A 19,553-nucleotide genomic window follows, 5' to 3' on the forward strand; every position below is an offset into this window, starting at 1 on the left:
AAGGTGCGATATTTAGCACATTAGTAGTGATAAGCCGAAGTGGCGGAATTGGCAGACGCGCTGGATTCAAAATCCAGTTCTCGCAAGGGAGTGAGGGTTCGAGTCCCTCCTTCGGTACTAAAAAAGCAGACAAAGGACATCGAGTTTTAAACTCGATGTCCTTTTTTTGTTGAGTAAGGCTCGCACCCCTTTCTGATCACGCCACCTCCTCTTTTGGTGCTCGCTTTGGCCTCGTCGCGACGATTCGCTCGCAACCCTATTCGCTTGCGAAACGGTGGCTTTGAAGCGGTCAGCTTGTTTCTACACCGCTAGAAAGCACACCCGCTAGCGGCAAAGCTCGATGGTGTCGGGTTCGCATTTGGCGTCGGGTATTGGAGGCGTGATATATTCGGTGACAAGTCTCGGTCCTAGAATTAACTAATGCCGGGTACGTTCTTCCGCCCACAAAAAAGAACAAGCAGCTTTGATTCATCCAATTTGATTCATCCACCACGAAACGATCGATCATGTCCCGTCGAAAAAATAAAGCGAAGAAAAGTAAATCGAAGATGCGACACCAGCAGCAACCTGCTCGTCGTGCTGAAGGAATTTCCCATGGTGTTCCGCTGCTTGACGGTGATGAATTGCTCCAATCGGGCGCCCCGCCTGAATTGGTGGAGATGGTGATGCTCGCACAGAAGGCAGCGTTGGAAGGCGACATGTCGCCCATGGAAGAAGCCATGAAAATGATCGAAGCGATTACCGCTAATGAGCATGGCGGGAAAAGTTCGCCGGAAGAGACGTACCCGCTTTCAACGCCCGAGGCCGCTCGTGCGTTGTTTGCGTTTGAATCCGAAGATGGCAATGATCCGGGCTATGCGATTGCTGCAAAGCAAGCCATTGAAATCGATCCCAATTCGGTCGAGGCGTTGGTCACACTGGGAGACTTGGCCGAGTCGATTGAAGATCGGGTCCATTGGTATCGCCGGGCAAGCAAGGCGGCAAATTCGAAACCGCGAAAGTTGGTGCGAACCGAGATGCCCTTTATGCGATCCCAAATGGGAGGCCGATTGGTTGGTGATTCTCGCTTGGTGGACGCTGCCGACGTCATGTTTCCAGGTTTGGATGAAGATCCTTCCGATAATGTTGGCTTACGATTTTCGCTGCTCGATTTGTGTTTTCGGCTACGTTGGTACGACGAACTGGAGACTCTTCTGGATCGCTTTCCGCACGACCAATTAGGTCCGTTCCTGTTTGCCGAGCCGATCTATCTATTTCAATCCGAAGGGCAATCGCCGAAAGCCGACGCGTTGCTAAGGGCGGTGCACAAAGCAAAACCAAAAGTAGCACGTTTTTTGGTGGGGCTTGAGCCGCTGCCGCCTTTAGGTCCTCGGCAACATTTTCAAGCGGGTAGTGATGAGGAAGCGGTCATGATCGCTGGGTACTTATTGCCAGGCATCCGCACCGTCGAAGGTACAGCACGCTGGATTCGCGAGACACTCGGTGTAAATCTATCGCAACCAAGCTCCTCTCCGAGTGATGGTTTCGGCGTTCAGCGAGGAGCGGGTGATTTAGACAAAGCGTTGTCTCTGCCACGAGGCAAAATGACATGGCAGTATCACTTACATCGATTGCAGGATGGTTCTTACCTCGGTGTGTTGCTCGAGGATTTGACGCCAATCGCTTCTGCAAGGTTTGCTTCGCGACCCAAGACAAAAGAGCTTCGCAATTTTTTGCTCGATTCGATTTGTGAGCCGATGGTCGGTCGCCCAAGGAAGCCGGCTGTGCTCAATGTCCCGACGAAGGCCGACGTGAAGGCACTCGTCAAGGCGGTGGGAACTTACGGAGTAAACTGCGAACATCGAGCAGTAGAGGCAGATGTGAAAATAATGCTCGCTGAGAGCCTAGACACTCTGGCGAGACGTCTTATGCATCTCACTGGCGACACGAGTGATGAAACGGATGAGATCGATGTTTCGGACTTGCCGCAAACCGATGAACATTGGTTGGTAGGCGTTTTTCAGCCGCCGATGTGGATCGTCGATCGGTCCACTCCGTATCGTCTCTATTTGCAATTGGTGATCAATTCAAGTAACGGATGCGTTCTCGGGACCGATAGTACGGACGATTTTCCGTCCTCCAAGCATCAATGGAGCGTGATTGCCCAGGCGATGGCGAATCCCATGGTCGGCCCGCCACGCCGCCCCGAAAGGATTATTCTTGATCCCCGAATGCCGATCGATTCACTCGATGGCGGTGGTGATACACTCGAGATTGTGGCCGGCGACCAACAGATCGCAGCGAGCTTTGACGAATTCATTTCGGATTTTGTTCAGAACATGGGTGATGGTGAAGCACCGCTTGCGAATACCAAAGGCGTGACGAAAAAGCTGATGGAGCGATATTATGATGCCGCTGCTCGGTTCTACAAAGCAGCGCCCTGGCAGATGGTCGGCGGCAATAATTTGATTCGATTGCAATACGAAGGCGAACTCGAGCCAAACTGGGGGATCTCCGTGATGGGGCAATTAGGGCAAGTGCTCGGGTTTTCGCTGATGCAAAACGTGGATCATGCCAAAGGGTTTATAGAAGATCGCTATCCAATAGAAAAAATTGTCGCGATCTCGGTTCAATTCGGTGAAGCGTTCGAGATGGTTCCTATTGACCTTTGGCACTTGGAGCAAAACCATTGGGCGGTTGCTGGCGAGGAAGCTTATCCGTGTGTTATGAAAATGGAACATGGTGAGCGTGCAAGTGGTTTGAGCAACGAAGAGTTGCGAATGGTCGAATCGGTGATGAGTATTGTTCCTCGTTTCTTGGATCAACCGCGTGATCAAACGATGACAGGAAAGGACTCACTTGGACGTGAGTTTCGCTTGAGTTGGGAACTCTAAACCGTACACAACCTACTCTTGGGAGATTGATGATGCGACTACGACATTTTGCTGTGTTGACGCTGTTGTTCGTGCTTGGGGCGCAGAGCGGAGAAGCTCAGTCACCGCGTTCATTATCCCCACGGTCTTCGGATCAAGTTCAATCCATGTTCCGGCGGATGGATCGTGATCGAAATGGAGTGATCGACAAGGGCGAAGCACCGGCGAAGTTGAAGACGATGTTCAGCGAATGGGATCAGGATTCCGACGGCAAGATTAGCGTGGCAGAGTTTGAGTCGAATTTTTCTAAATCACGCGTCCGCGGGAGGGCGGCGTCGCGAACGGGTGAGTATGTCGCACCAGCGGCCAGAGCAGAGCGGCAACCGGAAGCTTTGAAGACAGGCGATCGTGCTCCCGATTTCAGCTTGCCGCGTGTCGGCGGCAAAGGCAAAGTAACGTTATCGGATTTGTATCGCGATAAACCGGTGGTGTTGGTGTTTGGCAGTATCAGTTGCTCGCCGTTTCGCCAGCGGGTTCAGCAGGTAGAGCAGTTGTACGAGGAGCACAAAGACCGTGCGCACTTTCTGATGGTTTACATTCGCGAAGCGCACCCCGATTCCAAGATCCAGGTCAAGACGGCCACGGGCGACGAAGTGTTACAAACGTTTGTTCAGACCGACAATTTAGCGTTGCGGCGAGAGCATGCCGCGACATGCGAGCGAACGTTGTCGTTATCGTTCCCGATGGTAATGGACGGAGTGGACAATCACGTAAACGCAGCCTATGCCGGCTGGCCAATCCGCCTCGTCGTGATCGACCGCGACGGCCGAGTCATCGATCCCGGCGCCCCCGGCCCCCAAGGCTTCAACCCCACCCAAGTCGCCACCTGGCTAAAAACGTTGCCTTAGTCACCTGGAATGGGGAAAGGTGTTTGCTCGGCATCGACCGCTTGCCTCGTCTCTTCTTTCTTGGATTTTCGGATCCAAACCGCGTAACCATTTCCTGACGTTTCAAGGCCCCATACGTTTGCATCAACATTGAAACCAAATCCAGGACCAATTTTGACGATCAGCGTACTACTTTCTTGGGACTGGTCGCCCACGATTGCGACATAATCGCCTCCGTGAACTTCGGATTTGATGTAGCTGCCGCTGTGAATTCCCGCGTATTTCCTGGCCTTGATCAAGGCTTTGATCTCATCGCCTCGGTTCCACTCAAAGTAGTGTTTCCAATAAACGCAAGGCACGCCAGGATGGGTTAGGAGATAAGCGTAAGCTTGTAGTAGTTTTTCATCGTTCGCAAACGAGTCGAATTGTTTTTGTGGAAAGCCGGTGTCGTGGTTTTCCAGAAACGTCACCGCCTTGTCTTTGTTGACGGCGATTAAACCGTCGTACGCACCGTCCTTGAAATGGATTGCGGGTAAATGGTCATACTTTCCCGCATTGATGAATTCCTTGAGTCTCTCCTGAGTCGAAAAATCGAATGCGGAACAGGCTTTCTTCGCAGGATCATCCAGGCCGTACATCTTTGTACCGTCTATCCACTGAGAGACTGCGTAGGCATTGGCATCCCAGTATTCGCCCACGGCAAAGGTCGGTTGGGAATCGTAGTTATACTCTGCGATGTAGCCTGGTGCGAAGCCTTTGACCATGTCGTATCGCCAGCCGCGGTATTCCAATTCACGGAGTCGTTTGAGATACGCTTTGATCTCGCTGCGAAGTTGGCTATTGGTGTGATCCAGATCGCGGGCCCCGTGCCAGTTAGGGTAGTTTGAAAAAGTAAAGTCTGGGGCTCCTTTCGCACCCGAATTTAAAGTCGCACGATCTTCTTCGTTCAGCGTACTTGGATCTTGGAACCAAAATTCATCGGTCGAGCAGATGAATTCAGAAGGCCATTGTGGATTCTTAAACGTTGACCATCCCCCAGTTCCGTTTCGATGGTTGATAACGAGATCGGCAACCGGTTCGATTCCATGGTCAAGCAACTGATTTAGCATCTGTTGGTGTTGCTGCTGGCTGCCGTAGTTATTGCTGAAATCATTGAGTTGCTGGGGATGATATCCCGCACCTTCGCCCTGTGATGGAGGCGGGAGCCAAATCATATCGAACTTTGCCTCGGCAAGGTCATTGACATTTTCTTTGACATGATCGTACCACTTGCCAGTCCAATGAACTTCATAAGGATGACCACCTGCACCCGTCTGCATCCCATCTTGATGCGATTCCCACATGAATCCCTGCATCATGACGCGGTCGTCGTTGTACTCTCCCTGAGCAAACCCATCGCTGCAATTCAACCATGAGATCGCAATTGCAATCGCGGTGAGCAAACGCCCTGTCAAATCAAAAGTATTCATATTGAACTTTACTGATTTAAAAGTTGAAAAGTGAGTGTTCACGACTGGATTAACACGTCGGTCAGCACGCTAGCGTAGGTCAACTTGTCTCGAATCGGCAGGAGGCGAACGCTAGACGCGTGGGGATTGCACTGCGTTGCTTTCTCGACATGTGGTTTAGTGTTGGGGGGCTTGGACCATGCCGTTGCCGATGTCTTCGAACGAGGCGCCTGGCACGAATGTCGCTGATGCTAAGGTTCGCGCGGCGAGGTTCTCGCTGGTTAAGAAACCGAGGTTCTGCTTTTGCTGTTGCGCCCACAACGCGGCACATCCGGCGACGTGGGGAGTGGCCATGCTGGTTCCGCTGATCGTCCGCAGTGCGTCGTTGCTGCCGATCCAAGATGAGGTCACGCTGACGCCTGGGCCACACAAGTTGCACTGGGTGTTGGAGAACGATGCGATGTTCAAGTTGCCTGCAGCAGAGCGTTGCAAAGCTCCCACAGAGACCATGCCGTCGCCTGCAGCAGGCGGTGCTACGGCGATCTCGTAGCTCGGACGGTGGCTTTCATTTCCCGAGGCCGCGACAATAATCGCAGCCTGAGCGAACGAGCCTGAACGAGCGAGTAGGAATGTCAAGCTGGAGAAAAGATTGACGTTCGCACGATACTGCTCTAACGCAATCGATGTCGCGGCCTCCGCCGGAAGCCCTTGACTGATCATGCTTGCAACATAGCCCGGGAAGTCGATTCCCAATGACATTGAGATGACATTCGCTCCCTTTTCATAGGCCCAGTTGATTGCCGTTGCTAGCGATGCCGACGATCCTCCGCCGGGGCCCAGAACTTTTCCGATGACCGCATTGGTGACACCACGTGCTACTCCAATCCGTAAACCATTGACGTCCCTGCCAAAAATGGTTCCTGCACAATGGGTGCCGTGGCCGTGATCGTCGTCATCGATACCCTGCGTGAAATTGCGACGTTCTAATTCGACGCCTTGGAAAGCAACGTGATTCGGGTTGATCCCAGTATCCAACACCGCGACGACCACTCCTTCTCCAGTGAACGGGCTGGTGTGTGCACCGACGGCCTCGATGCCCCAGGTGTTACCCACTGCGGTGGGCGTAGGTTCGGGAGCCCCAAACGGTTCGATCAGTTTCAGAGGCATCGGGTCCGCAACCGCGATCACTTCGGGATCACGTTGCAGATCCGCTACTTCCGATGGCGTCATCGAAGCTTGTTCAAGGACGGGCTCTGCAAGTGAAGGCAGGCTTTCCATTTCGAACGGGCTTGCGCCAAGAGGACCTGCGTTCCGAACACGGCGGAAGGATGCTTTGCGACGAAGCACAATGCGTTCGGTTGAGTGAGAATTCATGATTCGATGCCTAATGAAACAAGAGGGTAAGCGACTTGATGGTGAATGGTCGTGTCAGAGCGATTTGATGAACTCGATGAGGGCGGTTTTGTCTTGCTCGGATAGCGTGGTTCCGTAGGCGTGGCCGGTGTTGCTATTGCCCGGTAGGCTCGCGTCGAATTCGAAAGGACCTTCGTCTTTGTAACCCAGCGTGCTGGGGTCGTAGGTGGTCGTGCCAACGCGGAATTTTGATTTGCGCTGTGTCGGTTCCTTTAATAGTTCGACCATGTCGGGGACAGAGCCGTTGTGCAGGTATGGGGCCGTGCTCCAGACTCCGTTGAGTGGCCGCGACTTGTATCGCATCAACGTCTCTTGCGTTGCGGCTACTTCAAACATGATCGACCGCTGGCGCGCGTCATCAATCGTTAACTCGTCCCGCCACGGCACAAACGATCGAGCGATCGACTTGAACACTAAATGTGTGAGAACTTCTCGGGCGGGGACCCTCGCGGTGTCGCTACGGGGAAAGCGTCCTTGAAAAGGCAGTGTCTGATTGCGTCCGGCAAGCAGTCCGACTTCGGCGGTGCGGTCGTTCCAATTTTTGGCCGTTAACGCATCGGTCCCCAAGGCAGGCCAAGGTCCAAACGCAGTTTCGATGGGGACCAACACGTCATTGACGCGGCGATTTGGATCGCGACGATCCATCAGTGCGTGACAGGTGATACAGTTCCTCCGATAAATCGGTTTTCCCGCAGCGACTAACGCTTGATCGATGCCAAATTCGTTTGGCCATAGCGGTGACCAAAGCTTGGTCAGTAGTTCCTCGGCGCGATTGAGTGCGTCAAAATTAATTGATGAATCGTATCCCGCCAGCGCACCGTCAGGGTGTACTATCCCAAACACACCGATTACTTGTCCGGCATTTCGTCCCAATGGACCAAACCGAGACGTATTGTCGACTGCACCGTTCCATTGAACATGCGTGTGCTGCGGTGCATCCCAAACGGCAGGATAGTTTACTGGCGCGTTGGCTGCAGCGGCATTGCCATCTCGCTCGAGTGTTTCCGCGCAAGCTTGATTTAGAATTGCACCTAATGCATCGAGCCGACCGAAACCGTATTGCGGATGTTTCGTTGCCGCGTTGCGTTCGTCGTCGTTGGTAAACCGCTTTCCGAAATTGTTGTAGTCGTTGTATTGCTCGCGTCGGTCGAGGTCACGCTGGAGTAATTCCGTGATGATCCGCAATTGAGCGGCTGTCGAATTGGGACGGTCAAGTAACCGGCTGGCAAAGCGACCAAATTTGGTGTTCTGATCAAGCGTGATGGTGGTCGCGGGTTGAAATAATTGTAAGTCCGGAGCGTCGGCAACTGTTAACTTGATCGCACGAACTAATTCACCTAGCCAGCTTCCCACATCAGTCATCGCTTGGCTGCCATCGATCCAATATTCTTTTCCCGCAACCGTCAGCCGCGACGTATGACAAGCTGCACAAGTAAATTCGAGAGATTCGTCGCCCGTAAACCCAATCGGATATCCTTCGGGATTGCGTTGATGAGGTCGTTGCGGCAGAAAACCGAACCGGGAAAGGTATTCTGATTCACGGAAAAGCTCGGATGTTTCAGGTTGCTCCAGTGCGTCAAAGAAGTCCTTTCTGACCAGTGGAGAGCCCTGACGCAGTCGATAGAACTCCAAGGATTCATTGGGAGTCCAGTTTTGATTCAGATAGACCACCGGTAAATCGGAAAGAGCGAAGCGATCCTGGGGGGCCGACGAACCACTGCGAGACATGGGCGTCTGTAATCCTTGGTCAAAGGATTCCGCCCGGGAGCTGACCGAGTTTATTGATTTTGCAGTGAGTTCCGAGCGGGACTGCATTTCGGGAGATTGCATCCCCCGGGCCAGAGGTGCTGCGGATCTGCGGGACGCGACATTCTCGGTTGGGGTGGATTCGTCGGACTGCTCAGGAACGTCGTACTTGTAGTGAGCAAATCGAAGCTGTCCATCGCCTAAACCGACGAAAAGTAAGTTGTCGTAGGTATTCTCGTCGATCGAAATGGTTTGGTTGACGCCCAGTGCCGTTGCGATCGGTACTAGCGTGTTGCTGTGTCCTACGACCAATACCCGTTCGCCACTGAGCAAACCTTTGATCTCCGTGGCTAAGGGTTTGGCTGCGTCATAGATATTGACGTCAATGCCGGCAGCCGTTGCCGTCGGGGCAGCGGTTTGTTGAGTGCGGCGAAAATTCGTCGAGTAGACGCGAGTGATCCCGATACGCGACATCAGATCGGCCAGCCTTCGGGCTCGGGTTTCGCCTTGCGATGTCACGTCAGGATCGTCGCCGGAGCGTTTTTCGGCATGGCGTGTCAGGTAGATCTGTTGTTTTGAGGTTTGGATGCTGAAGTTAGTCGGCGAGACGGCGAAGAACACATTGTCGGAACTCTCGACCATCAAGCGAAGATTGTTAACTGCGATTGACGGGATTGCGACCAATTCGTGACCATCGTTGGGTGTGGCGTTCGATAGTAATTCGGGAAACGTTTGCCCGCCATCAGTGGAAAGGCGAATGTGGACGGTGTCGCAGTGAATCGGTGCTTGATCGGTGTTGGCAACATCCCAGCGAACGTCGACTAAATTGGAATCGAGAGAGCTTTGGGTCGGTGAGGTCACACGAAACGGTCCCGCTTGATCATGAACACGAATCGCAATGTCGTCGCTGTTGATGCCACCACCGCCACTGCGGTTGTCACGTACGGTGACACGAAAGTTCATCGTTCGCGAATGTGAGGGGAGTTGTTCGCCGAGCGAGCTGCTCTGGTTAAGGACATCCGACCAGCGAGGGAACACTCGCCATGGCCGGGTCGTTGGGTTAAACGAGCGAAACAATGGGATCGATCCATCATCAGGAGTGCCGAGTGCCGCAGCGGGGCCAATATCCATTTGCTCCCAACAATACAGAAGTCGATCGCCGTCAAGATCACCGCCATTGGCCGTCAATTTAAACGGCGTTTGCTTTGGGATTGTGTGAGACGACCCCGCATCGACAAACGGGATCGTGTTGCCGGTTGGCTGTGGAGTCACGACATTACCAGCACCGAGCGTGGTGTGGGCAATGATTTGGCTGAGGCTGATCGCGTGAAAAAAAGGATCGCTATTGCGTTGTAAATCATCGGACTGACATATGCCAGCGTAAGCCTGGATTGTCGATCCGCTGCCCGGTTCGACCGCGGTGGCGGCGTTTCGATTGCCACCACTGCAAAACCCAGCCTTGCCGTTGAAGGTATGGTCGCCTCCGAATTGATGTCCCAATTCATGAGCCACATAGTCAACGTCAAAAGGATCGCCGACGGGGTTGTCGCGACCGGTAACGCCGCGAGCTTTTTGTCCGCGGACGCCGACCACTCCCAGCCCAGCTAGCCCACCGGCACCGGTGCTGAAGGTGTGGCCGACGTCATAGTTGGCATCTCCGATGATGCGATCGATCACTCTTTGGGATTGGGTGATCAACGCATTCGCGTCGTCATTATTGAAGGGATCGTTTTGTGAATCGGTGTGAATGAGCTGATCGTTATTGTCGACCAACACTAGGCGAATTGCAGCTTCACGCTCATAGATACCGGTCACCCGATTGACCGTGGTGTTGATTGCTGCCATCGCATTCTCAACGCTTCCGCCAAATTTCTGAGCGTATTCTCCGGTGCAGGCGACGGCTAATCGGTAGCTGCGAAGTAGATCCCCGGAAGGTAACGCCATCGACGTGGCTCCGCGTGCCATGCCTTCGGGCGTACGCCCATCGACGGAGCACTGGAACGGTTGCGATCGTGCACCGTTAAACCGTTTGCTGAAGGTCACATAGCGATTCTCAACGTTGGTGGGGTTGATGATGGTGGTGCCACCTGGACCAAGGATTTGAGCATGCAAACCGGCGGGCGAAACATCCATTCGCATACTCAGCATCGCGTCATCAATACTGTGTCCGCGATAGCTTTGAATATTGGGAAATTTACGAGCCAGTTCTTCTGACATCACGGGTGATTCGATCAGCGTGAATCGTCGAAATGTCCCATTGGGCATCGGCAGGGTTATCTGGTTATCCGCCGCACGTTCCGCATTGGCACGGATTTCGATCTCGGGCGGTGCTTTGTCGGTCAAGCGGGTGAGAATATTCGGGGTAAGCTCGAACAACCGATAGGTGTTTGGGAAGTAACCCTCCTCGCCGTCGACGGCCCGGGCCATTTGCAATCCCGCAACATCGACTGCAGGCACGGTTCGCCACAACCCTTCCGGCGAAGATTGCTGGTTTTGCGCAATCGAAGGGGATGCGACTAGTAGCAACCACAAGATGCTAGTGAGAGTCGGACACGAGAGTTGTCGACGATTACGGCAAAGAAGGAACACTGGTAACTCCTTTAAATGACATGGAGTCAGCTTGAATCTTGTTTTTGAAGTGCAGCAAAATGCACTCGCGTCCGGCAATAGTGGTTTGTCAGGCATGAAAATTCGGGCTGACGGTAGTGGATCTTGTTAAAGATCCACTACCCCCAAATTCATCTGTGACAGTGCAGTAGAGGTTTGGTGAAGCCGGAAATGTCGTCGCTGGGAAACGCTTGCATGATGAGGGCGATCAACGAATATGCAGCTTAGATGGCGGGTGGCGGGTTTTGATACGGAAGGGGGTGGGGGAGGCGTTGGGAACCAAATCATTCCGGTGGGCTTCCCTCGACAACGGCAGCGGGTCTGCTACGGCGCGTCGGTTGTTACCGAGGGGGATGATTGGATAGACTTCGGGCAGTCACGGACACGATTGCTGCGGTTGAAAAGGCTCGCCTATTACCATTTCTCCTTGCGGCGACTTCGCTTCGTTATTATGAGATGGGCGGGGCGGGCAGCGGTGTGTGTCCAAAATGTCCCCTCTCTTGTTTGCTGCTTTTTGCTGATTACCACGATGGACCAAGAACAAACTCCGCCCGTCACGATGACTACGCAGGTCCGGTTTTTGCCGGGGGTGGGGGCGTTTCGTGCTGAAAAATACGCGAAGCTCGGATTGCGGACGGCGCAAGATGTGTTGTTTTTCTTCCCTCGTGATTATGAGCGGCCTGCGCCTCCCAAGGCGGTCGACAAACTTCGTGAGGGCGAACAGGCTTCGCTAATCGGTACGATCACGGACGCGGAATTGGCGTCACGGTCGCCTGGCAAGTCGGTGTTCGGCGCGATCGTCGAAAATGAAACGGGTGCCGTCCGCATCCTGTTCTTTAACCAGCCCTATCGTGCCGATCAAATTAAGTTTGGCCAACGTGTCGTGATCTCGGGCGTCCCGAAACTGAGTGGGCTGAGGATGGAGTTTGTGCATCCGCAGCTAACGATGCTGGACGAACAAGACAATTACCCCGAGCCGAAAATCTTGGCGATCTACGCACTAACCGAAGGAGTCAAACAGAATGATCTTCGCCATCTTGTCGGCAATGTTTTGGAGTTGCTCGGCAACGAAATTCACGAGGTGATGCCAGAACGTTTGCGCGGCGATTCCGCCGATGCGCTACGGGCGGCAGGGATCGAAATTGAGGGGCCTCTTTACGATATCCAAACCGCTGTCCAACAACTGCACCAACCGGACAATGAAGCGTCTCTGCAGGCGGCTCGGATTCGTTTGGTGTTTCAGGAATTGTTCGTGATGCAATTAGCACTGGCGATGCGGCGTCGTAAATTGACCAGCGATCTGCAATCGCCACCGCTATCGCCAACGTCCGTGATCGATTCGCGAATTTTGAACCGGTTTCCCTTTGAATTGACCAACGACCAACGCCAAGCGATTAAAGAAGTAAGCCAGGATATGGCGTGTCAATTTCCAATGAACCGTATGCTGCAAGGAGACGTGGGCAGCGGCAAGACCGTTGTCGCGGTGTACGCGATGATGCTGGCGGTTGCCAATGGGCATCAGGCGGTAATGATGGCTCCGACGGAAGTGCTTGCTCGACAACACTACGAAACGCTACGCAAAATTCTTGCTGACAGTCGCGTTCGTATCGGATTGTTGTGTGGATCGATCAGTCGAGCGGAGCGTGCTGCGACGATTCAAGCGGCCGCTGCGGGCGAAATTGACCTTTTGGTAGGCACCCAGGCACTGCTGTACGGTGATATCCAATTTCACAAACTTGGGCTATGCGTGATCGATGAACAGCACAAGTTTGGCGTCGGGCAGCGTGTCACTCTGCGGAGCGGCGGTGTGGATCCGCATTACCTGGTGATGTCGGCGACTCCGATTCCTCGTTCGATGGCAATGACGCTGTTTGGCGATGTCGAACTGAGTACGTTGCGGGAAAAACCGCCTGGTCGAGCCAGCGTCAATACGTATCTCGCTCACGATGGATGGAAAGATCGATGGTGGTCGTTTGTTCGGGAACGTCTGAACGAAGGACGGCAAGCATTTGTTGTCGCTCCGCGTGTGGTGCCGACAACGAAGTCCGATGGAGAGGATTCGGATGACGAGGAAGGTGAAGATATTTCGTCGGTGCAAACGGTCTTTGCGGATTTGAGTAAGGGTGTGTTGTCCGAGTTTCGGATCGGGCTTTTGCACGGTCGCATGGCAGCAGATGAAAAGATGGCGACGATGCAGGAGTTTGCATCGGGCGAGATCGATGTGTTGGTCAGTACGACGGTGATCGAAGTGGGTATCGATGTGCCCAACGCGACTGTGATGACGATCCTTGGTGCGGAGCGATTTGGGCTCGCTCAATTACACCAGTTACGTGGCCGTGTTTCGCGTGGTTCGCATGTGGGACACGTATGTGTTTTCTCGGATGGGGATCAGCCGCCGAGTGAGAACGAGCGGCTGAGTTTGTTTGAGAAGACCAATGATGGTTTCGAGCTTGCCGAAGCTGACTTCGAATTGCGTGGCCCCGGCGATCTGCTGGGACGGAAACAGAGTGGAATGGCACCGCTGCGAATCGCTGAACCGCGTCGCGACATCGAAATCCTGAGAATCGCAAGGGCGATGGCACAGGCGATGATCGAAGAGGATCCAGAATTGGATGCTCCGGAATTCCATGATCTGAAGACGCAAGTGATGCGGCGGTATGGGAAACGGCTCAATCTGGGCGATGTCGCGTAGCGAAGGTTTGGTTTTGTGGGCGAGAAGTCCCCAGCCGAGTGACGCGAGGTACCCGGTGCCTTACGGCCCACGGCTCACGGGACGGGGAGATTTTGAAGGCGGCTTGGAGAGTCGGACGCTGGCAATTATCTTGTCCCGATGCACATGACTTGGAAAAAAGCCGCGACTCTCGCTCTGAAGTTTGCCATCCCCGTGGCAATCATCGCTTGGCTGGCGAATCACATTGATTGGGCTCAGCTATCGAGCCAGCCCAAGGATTACCGATTATTGGCCTGTGCCTTGATTGTGGCGATGATCGGATTGAGCATTTCGTTCGCTCGTTGGTGCTTGCTCGTTCGTTGCCAAGGGATTTCGCTGTCGATGGTCGAGGCGTTTCGGCTCGGATCAATCGGATTTTTGCTGAACTTTGTTTCAGCGGGCAGCGTGGGCGGGGACCTGTTTAAGGCAATTTTCCTGGCAAAACAGCGTCCGGGGAAGCGGATCGAGGCGGTCGCATCGGTGTTTGTCGATCGCGGTGTGGGACTGTTTGGCCTGCTGTTGCTCGTTGCGTTGGGGTTGATGTTGGTCCAGCCGAGTCACTCGACGGAGATTGATCGCGAGCAGATGCAGCAGATCAAAGCGGCCACCGCGATCTTGACGACCATCGGCACGGTCGTGCTGTGTGGGTTGGTCTTTGGCGGTAAGGGAGTCGACCGGTTGGTCCGCTGGGGCAGTCAGCTCGCGATTGTCGGCCCGGTGGTCGCCAAGATTGGACCGCCGCTGCGGATGTTTCATGCTCACCCGATCGCGTTTCTGGTCTCGATCGTGATGAGTCTGGGCGTGCATTCGTCGATGATCCTCAGTATGTATCTAATCGCACGCGGACTCTATTCCGAACCGCCGACATTGATCGAGCACTTTGTGATTGTTCCGATCGGAATGTTGGCGGCTGCGATGCCGATCACGCCGGCGGGATTAGGCGTATACGAAGCGACTATCGAATGGCTTTACCGAATCGTGCCTGCGACCACCACGACGGCTTCGGGGACGCTGGTGGCATTGGTGTTCGAAATTGTCAAAGTGGCAATGGCCGCGATCGGCACCGTCTTCTATTGGACCTCCAGCCAGGAACTTCGTGAGAGTGTCGAAGAGGCAGAGGAAGTAGAAGAAGAAGATGAAGACGAAGTGAGTGAAGAGAATGAAGCGTGAGCTGACTCGATTTAACTAGATCATCTTTAATGATGGTTTCAGGCAGTCGCCTTTTGCGGAGCAAAAGTAGCATTTATCCAACGCAACTTTTGCGGAGCAAAAGACGACTATTTTTTCGCAACTTTCGCAGAGCGAAAGGCGACTATTTGCCGATCGAATCAGCAAGCGACTGTGCGTCATAGATCGAACGCAGGGCTTCGATGATCCCGACTCCAGAAACGCTCACCGCCCGTGCTTGTTCGTCGCTGTAGAGATAATCGCTGGTCAAGCTTTGGATGTTGCCGTCAAAGATCAGGCCAACCAATTCGCCTTTGCGATTGACCACCGGCGAACCACTATTGCCGCCAATAATGTCGGCGGTGCAAACGAAGTTCAGTTGCGTGTCCAAGTCGACCTTGCTCTTTGCTTGGATCCATGATTCGGGAAGATCAAAATCGGCTTGCCCTTTATGGGCTTCCGCATGCTGGTAAGCTCCGGCGAAATTGGTGGTTGGTTCGACGTGCTCGCCATCTTCGGAGTAGCCTTTGACCGTTCCGAATGCCAATCGCAGGGAGAAGGTTGCATCGGGATAGCCACCGGTCCCTTCGATCTGGGTGACGGCTTGAGTCACATTGGCGTAGGCTTGGCGTTCCCGCTCTTCGATCTCTTCGTTGCGTTCTCGAATGTGACGATATTCGGCTTCGAGTTTGCGAGCCAATTGGATCATCGGATCGTTTGACTCCTGGACGGCGTCATTCCCCGCTTCGACCAATTGTTTGCGAAACGCGACATCTGCCAGTTTGGTGCCTTCGATTAACGCAGCGGCACGTTCTCGGGGGCCTTTGCCGTCAAGGATTTCTTGAATCAATGCGTCCTCTGCCCCACGTAAAATGGTCAGTCGTGAGAGTTCGTCGCTCAGTTTAACTTGTTCGAGATCTTCGTAGATGGGCGCTTCACTGAACAGCGATTGCAATTTGGATTCTCGTGACGCATCGGTGAACTCGTGTAGTCGCTGGTCATTGGGTTTGAGATCTTCGGCGGTGAGCAGCACGATTTGCATTGCGGTGTCGAACAGCGTGCTTCGTAGGCTGACGGTTTTTGTCAACATTTCGCGTTTATCGTCTTGGATTTCTGCAATTTCCGTCCAAGCCGCAGCCAGTTCTTTGTTGGCGTCGTTGTCTTGCAGGTTGCTAAGCAGTCTTTCTTCGCGGGACTTTTTGGCAACAAAGGTCTGCGGATCTTGTAGCCCCGCCAACATCCCGGTGTAGGCTTTGCGAGCGTTTTGAATACCGAACAATTCATCGCGTGCGCGGCGTGCCTGCTCGGTGCCTTCGAGGCCAAATTGCTGCATCAGAATCTCTTTGCGGCGGAGGAAATCGAGCACATACGGCAATCGATCGTCTCGCAGAAATTCAAGAGCTGCAACCGTGAAAATACGTTGCGTGCGTCCTGGGTTGCCACTGACGAAAACCAATTCGCCCTCTTGCATTGGATCGGGATTCCATCGCAAAAAGTTGTCGAGTTTCGCGGGTTTGCCGTCCTCATAAACCCGCATGATCGTGGCGTCCAAGTTGTAACGCGGGTATTCAAAGTTGTCCGCATCGCCGCCAAAGAAGGCTGCTTTCGTTTCCGGCGCCCATACGAGACGGACATCGGTGTATTTTTTGTAGCGATACAGGTGGTACTTCGCTCCACCGAACAAGGTCACCACGTCGCTTCGCAAGCCAGTCTTTTCGAACGATTCTTCCTCGATCGTCGAGGTCACGCCGCGTCGTTGTTTCAATGCATCCTCGCTGGACGCGCCGGATTTGACCGCTTGGTTGACGCGGTCGGTCACGTCCTCGATCGAAACGAGTTGATTCAGTTCCAGATCGGGAGCCTTAAGTTCTTGATCGAGTGTCTTGGCCAAATAGCCATCTTGAATCAGATTCAATTCGGGAGTGCTGAGTTTATGCAGCGTATCGCTGGCGACGTGATGGTTGGTCAGGACCAAGCCATCACTGGAAATAAACGATCCGGACCCACCGCTGTTGAATCGCACCGAAGACAAACGAAGGTGGTCTGCCCATTGCGAGTCGGGTTCAAAATCATGCTTCTGTTTCAATGTGTCGACGGGCAGGTCATTGAAAAGATACATGCCTTCGTCGCCATACGATGGGACGGGCAGAGAGAGTGAAGTTGTCAGCAAAAACATGAGGAAGGCTATTCGGCTTTGGATTTTCATGTCTAGGATTTTAAAATGGGTTTGAGATGCGTTCGTAATGTGGCTCACGCGTCTGTCTATCTTAGCAACATCCACCACTTTGATTGAGAACCCGGAGTACGGCACGGAGGGGATTTCTTCGCCAAATCGTGCAGATTCATCTTCCCCCGAATTGTAAATTTTCGTAGCTAACAGAGGTTGAAATAGAATCACACAGGTCCAGAGGAAATCGGATATGCAAGCGAATATTGTCTGCATCAAGTGGGGGACGAAATATGGCAGCGAGTATGTCAATCGTTTGCTTCGCGGAATCGAGAAGCACCTGCAAATGCCTTTCCGTTTCCTTTGTTTGACCGAGAAACCTGAGGGGATCGACGAGCAAGTCGAGATTCACCCATTGCCGGTGACGCCATTTGATGAGGGAGCGTTTGACGCTCGCAAAGGAGGCGAAACATGGCGGAAAGTCGGGCTATTTCAGCCTGGCTTGGCGGGACTTGAGGGCGACACACTGTTCCTTGATCTGGACGTTGTTTTGACCGGACCGCTGGACGATTTCTTTACGTTCGAGCCAGGCCGGTTCTGCGTAATCCATGACTGGCTCGAAAAACGGCGTGCTTGGATGCCGGGACGCGATGGCAAAGTGGGGAATACTTCGGTATTTCGCTTTAACCCCGAGCGTCACTCGCGAGTTTATCAGCACTTTTGTGATCACCAGGCCGAAGTGCTTGAAACGTTCCGTATCGAACAACAATACGTCAGCCGCACGCTGCTGGATGATTTGGCGTTCTGGCCCGAGAAATGGGTGTGCAGCTTCAAGCGTAGCTGTCGTCCGTTGTTTCCGCTGAACCTGATTCGCGAGCCGTATCAGCCATCGGAGATGCGAGTACTGGCTTTCCACGGATATCCATTGCCGGATCAAGCAATTGCGGGCTACCAGGGAAGCGTATTCAAGTCGACCTTGCCAGCAACTTGGTTGAGTGCCCACTGGAAAGACGCGGCGTAGGTCTGGATTTACCCGTAGCGAAACTCGGGAAGAGTTTCGGCGCTACAGGTTGGTGGACGAAAGTCTTCGCGACTTTCGCTACGTTCAAGGCGAACGCGTCGGCTCACAAAATGACCGGCGTTTTACCGGCACGTCACAAAACGAATTTAGCTCCGTCCATTTTATTGGCGGAGCTAAATCGCGTTAGATCTTTTGTTGTCTCGCATGGCCGAAACTGTTGGCGAGTTTCGCTACGCTAAACAGGACGAGGCTTTTTAGCCTTCGACGTTGATGCCCATGCTGCGAGCGGTGCCTTGGATCATCAGAGCGGCTTGCTCGATGCTGCGGGCGTTCAGGTCTTCCATCTTCTTTTGAGCGATCTCTTCGCACTGAGCGGCGGTCACTGTGCCAACCTTGTCGCGGTTAGGAACACCGCTGCCTTTGGCGATACCAGCCGCTGCTTTTAGCAGCGATGCCGCCGGAGGGCTCTTGGTGATGAACTCAAAGCTACGGTCGTTGTAAACGGTGACGACGACAGGAATCGGAGTGCCTGCATACTCTTTGGTTCGGTCGTTGAATGCTTGGACGAATTGACCAAGGTTCACACCGAATTTACCGAGCGAGGTACCGACAGGAGGAGCGGGGGTTGCTTGTCCGCCAGGAACTTGGAATTTTGCGACCCCGGTTACTTGTTTAGCCATTTTTCAGTGATCAGTTAAGATTGTTCAGTGGAGGAATATTTTCAAAATGTTTGGGAAGGCGATCGTTGTCGGTGCATCGGCACGTGACAGCGATACATCATGCCGTCTACAAAGCTTCGACTTGCCAGTGATCGAGTTCCATTGGGACACTGCGACCAAAGATGTTGATGATGACGGTGATGCGTCCGTTTGCTTCATCGACGCTATCGACGTCACCTTCCTGGTTCTCGAAGTTACCTTCCTTGACCCTCACACGATCGCCAACCTTAAACGGAATCGCCGTTTTGATTGGGGTCTCGTCTTCGTCATCGACTTCGGGTTTGTTGATGAATCGTTCGATGTCCGAGGGTTCCATCGGCATCGGTTTTCCAGCGGCTCCGGTGAAGTCGCTGATACCACCAGTTTCGCGAACCAAGAACCAGGTGTCATCATTGATGATCATATTGACCATGATGTAGCCGGGCAGCAGTTTTCGCTTGGTGACTCGGCGTTTGCCGTCACGCGTGAACGTTGCGACGTCTTCGGTGGGAACGACAATCTCGCCGAACTCTTCGATCATGCCTTCCATTCTGACACGTTTGCGAAGCGCTTCGGCAATCGAATCTTCGCGATTGAACGCCACCTTCAAGATGTACCAATCCATCCTGGCTTCGCCAGTATCAACTTTGTCGACTTTCGGTGCGACTTGTTTTTTTGGCGGGGGAGGCGCGGGAGCAGACGTTTCTTCACTGCTTTCTACTGCAGAGGCGGAAGCGTCTGAGGATGTTTCGTTGGTATCCGAATCAAGCTGATCTGCAGCGGGCTGATCGGAATTGGTTGGAGCTCCGCTTTGCACATCGTCTGGCATGTCGCCTT

11 protein-coding genes and 1 tRNA gene are annotated in these 19,553 nt (G+C 53.5%); 6 read left to right on the forward strand and 6 right to left on the reverse strand.

What is annotated here, in order from left to right:
* Positions 1-33 precede the first annotated feature (33 nt).
* From SH528x_RS04035 to SH528x_RS04045, 3 genes are all read left to right on the forward strand, one after another.
* Positions 34-117 (forward strand) — tRNA-Leu (locus SH528x_RS04035).
* Positions 118-506: 389 nt separating this feature from the next.
* Positions 507-2,873, forward strand: a complete 2,367-nt coding sequence (locus tag SH528x_RS04040; protein WP_442509250.1) for a tetratricopeptide repeat protein — start codon at positions 507-509, stop codon at positions 2,871-2,873.
* A gap of 32 nt (positions 2,874-2,905) precedes the next feature.
* Complete coding sequence (locus SH528x_RS04045) at positions 2,906-3,760, forward strand: deiodinase-like protein (RefSeq protein WP_442512076.1); 855 nt, start codon at positions 2,906-2,908, stop codon at positions 3,758-3,760.
* Here the strand turns inward: SH528x_RS04045 and SH528x_RS04050 are convergent.
* The 3 genes from SH528x_RS04050 to SH528x_RS04060 all read right to left on the reverse strand — a co-directional run bounded on the left by SH528x_RS04050 (position 3,757) and on the right by SH528x_RS04060 (position 10,935).
* On the reverse strand, positions 3,757-5,208 hold the full coding sequence (locus SH528x_RS04050; RefSeq protein ID WP_442509251.1) for an alpha-amylase family glycosyl hydrolase: 1,452 nt from the start codon (positions 5,206-5,208) through the stop codon (positions 3,757-3,759). The genes SH528x_RS04045 and SH528x_RS04050 overlap by 4 nt on opposite strands.
* A 156-nt stretch (positions 5,209-5,364) precedes the next feature.
* Complete coding sequence (locus tag SH528x_RS04055) at positions 5,365-6,561, reverse strand: S8 family peptidase (RefSeq protein WP_442509252.1); 1,197 nt, start codon at positions 6,559-6,561, stop codon at positions 5,365-5,367.
* Between the two features lie 54 nt (positions 6,562-6,615).
* A complete protein-coding gene (locus tag SH528x_RS04060; RefSeq protein WP_442509253.1) occupies positions 6,616-10,935 on the reverse strand; it encodes a di-heme-cytochrome C peroxidase in 4,320 nt (1,439 codons plus the stop codon).
* A gap of 547 nt (positions 10,936-11,482) precedes the next feature.
* Here SH528x_RS04060 and recG point away from each other — a divergent pair.
* Both recG and SH528x_RS04070 read left to right on the forward strand, forming a co-directional pair.
* Positions 11,483-13,645, forward strand: coding sequence for an ATP-dependent DNA helicase RecG (gene recG / locus SH528x_RS04065; protein ID WP_442509254.1), 2,163 nt, complete (start codon positions 11,483-11,485; stop codon positions 13,643-13,645).
* Between the two features lie 144 nt (positions 13,646-13,789).
* On the forward strand, positions 13,790-14,833 hold the full coding sequence (locus SH528x_RS04070; protein ID WP_442509255.1) for a lysylphosphatidylglycerol synthase transmembrane domain-containing protein: 1,044 nt from the start codon (positions 13,790-13,792) through the stop codon (positions 14,831-14,833).
* Between the two features lie 142 nt (positions 14,834-14,975).
* Here SH528x_RS04070 and SH528x_RS04075 read toward each other — a convergent pair whose 3' ends face one another.
* Positions 14,976-17,006, reverse strand: a complete 2,031-nt coding sequence (locus tag SH528x_RS04075; RefSeq protein ID WP_442509256.1) for a S46 family peptidase — start codon at positions 17,004-17,006, stop codon at positions 14,976-14,978.
* Positions 17,007-17,250: 244 nt separating this feature from the next.
* On the opposite strand from SH528x_RS04075, the gene SH528x_RS04080 reads away from it, so the two are divergent.
* On the forward strand, positions 17,251-18,018 hold the full coding sequence (locus SH528x_RS04080; protein ID WP_442509257.1) for a hypothetical protein: 768 nt from the start codon (positions 17,251-17,253) through the stop codon (positions 18,016-18,018).
* A 254-nt stretch (positions 18,019-18,272) separates the two neighbouring features.
* On the opposite strand, the gene rplK is transcribed toward SH528x_RS04080, so the two are convergent.
* Both rplK and nusG read right to left on the reverse strand, forming a co-directional pair.
* A complete protein-coding gene (rplK, locus tag SH528x_RS04085; RefSeq protein ID WP_442509258.1) occupies positions 18,273-18,698 on the reverse strand; it encodes a 50S ribosomal protein L11 in 426 nt (141 codons plus the stop codon).
* Positions 18,699-18,804: 106 nt separating this feature from the next.
* Positions 18,805-19,545: a transcription termination/antitermination protein NusG gene (nusG, locus tag SH528x_RS04090; protein WP_442512077.1), complete on the reverse strand. Its 741-nt coding sequence runs from the start codon at positions 19,543-19,545 to the stop codon at positions 18,805-18,807.
* Between the last annotated feature and the right edge of the window lie 8 nt (positions 19,546-19,553).

The organism is Novipirellula methanifontis, assembly GCF_052161655.1.
In the GTDB taxonomy this organism is placed as follows: Bacteria; Planctomycetota; Planctomycetia; order Pirellulales; family Pirellulaceae; genus Novipirellula.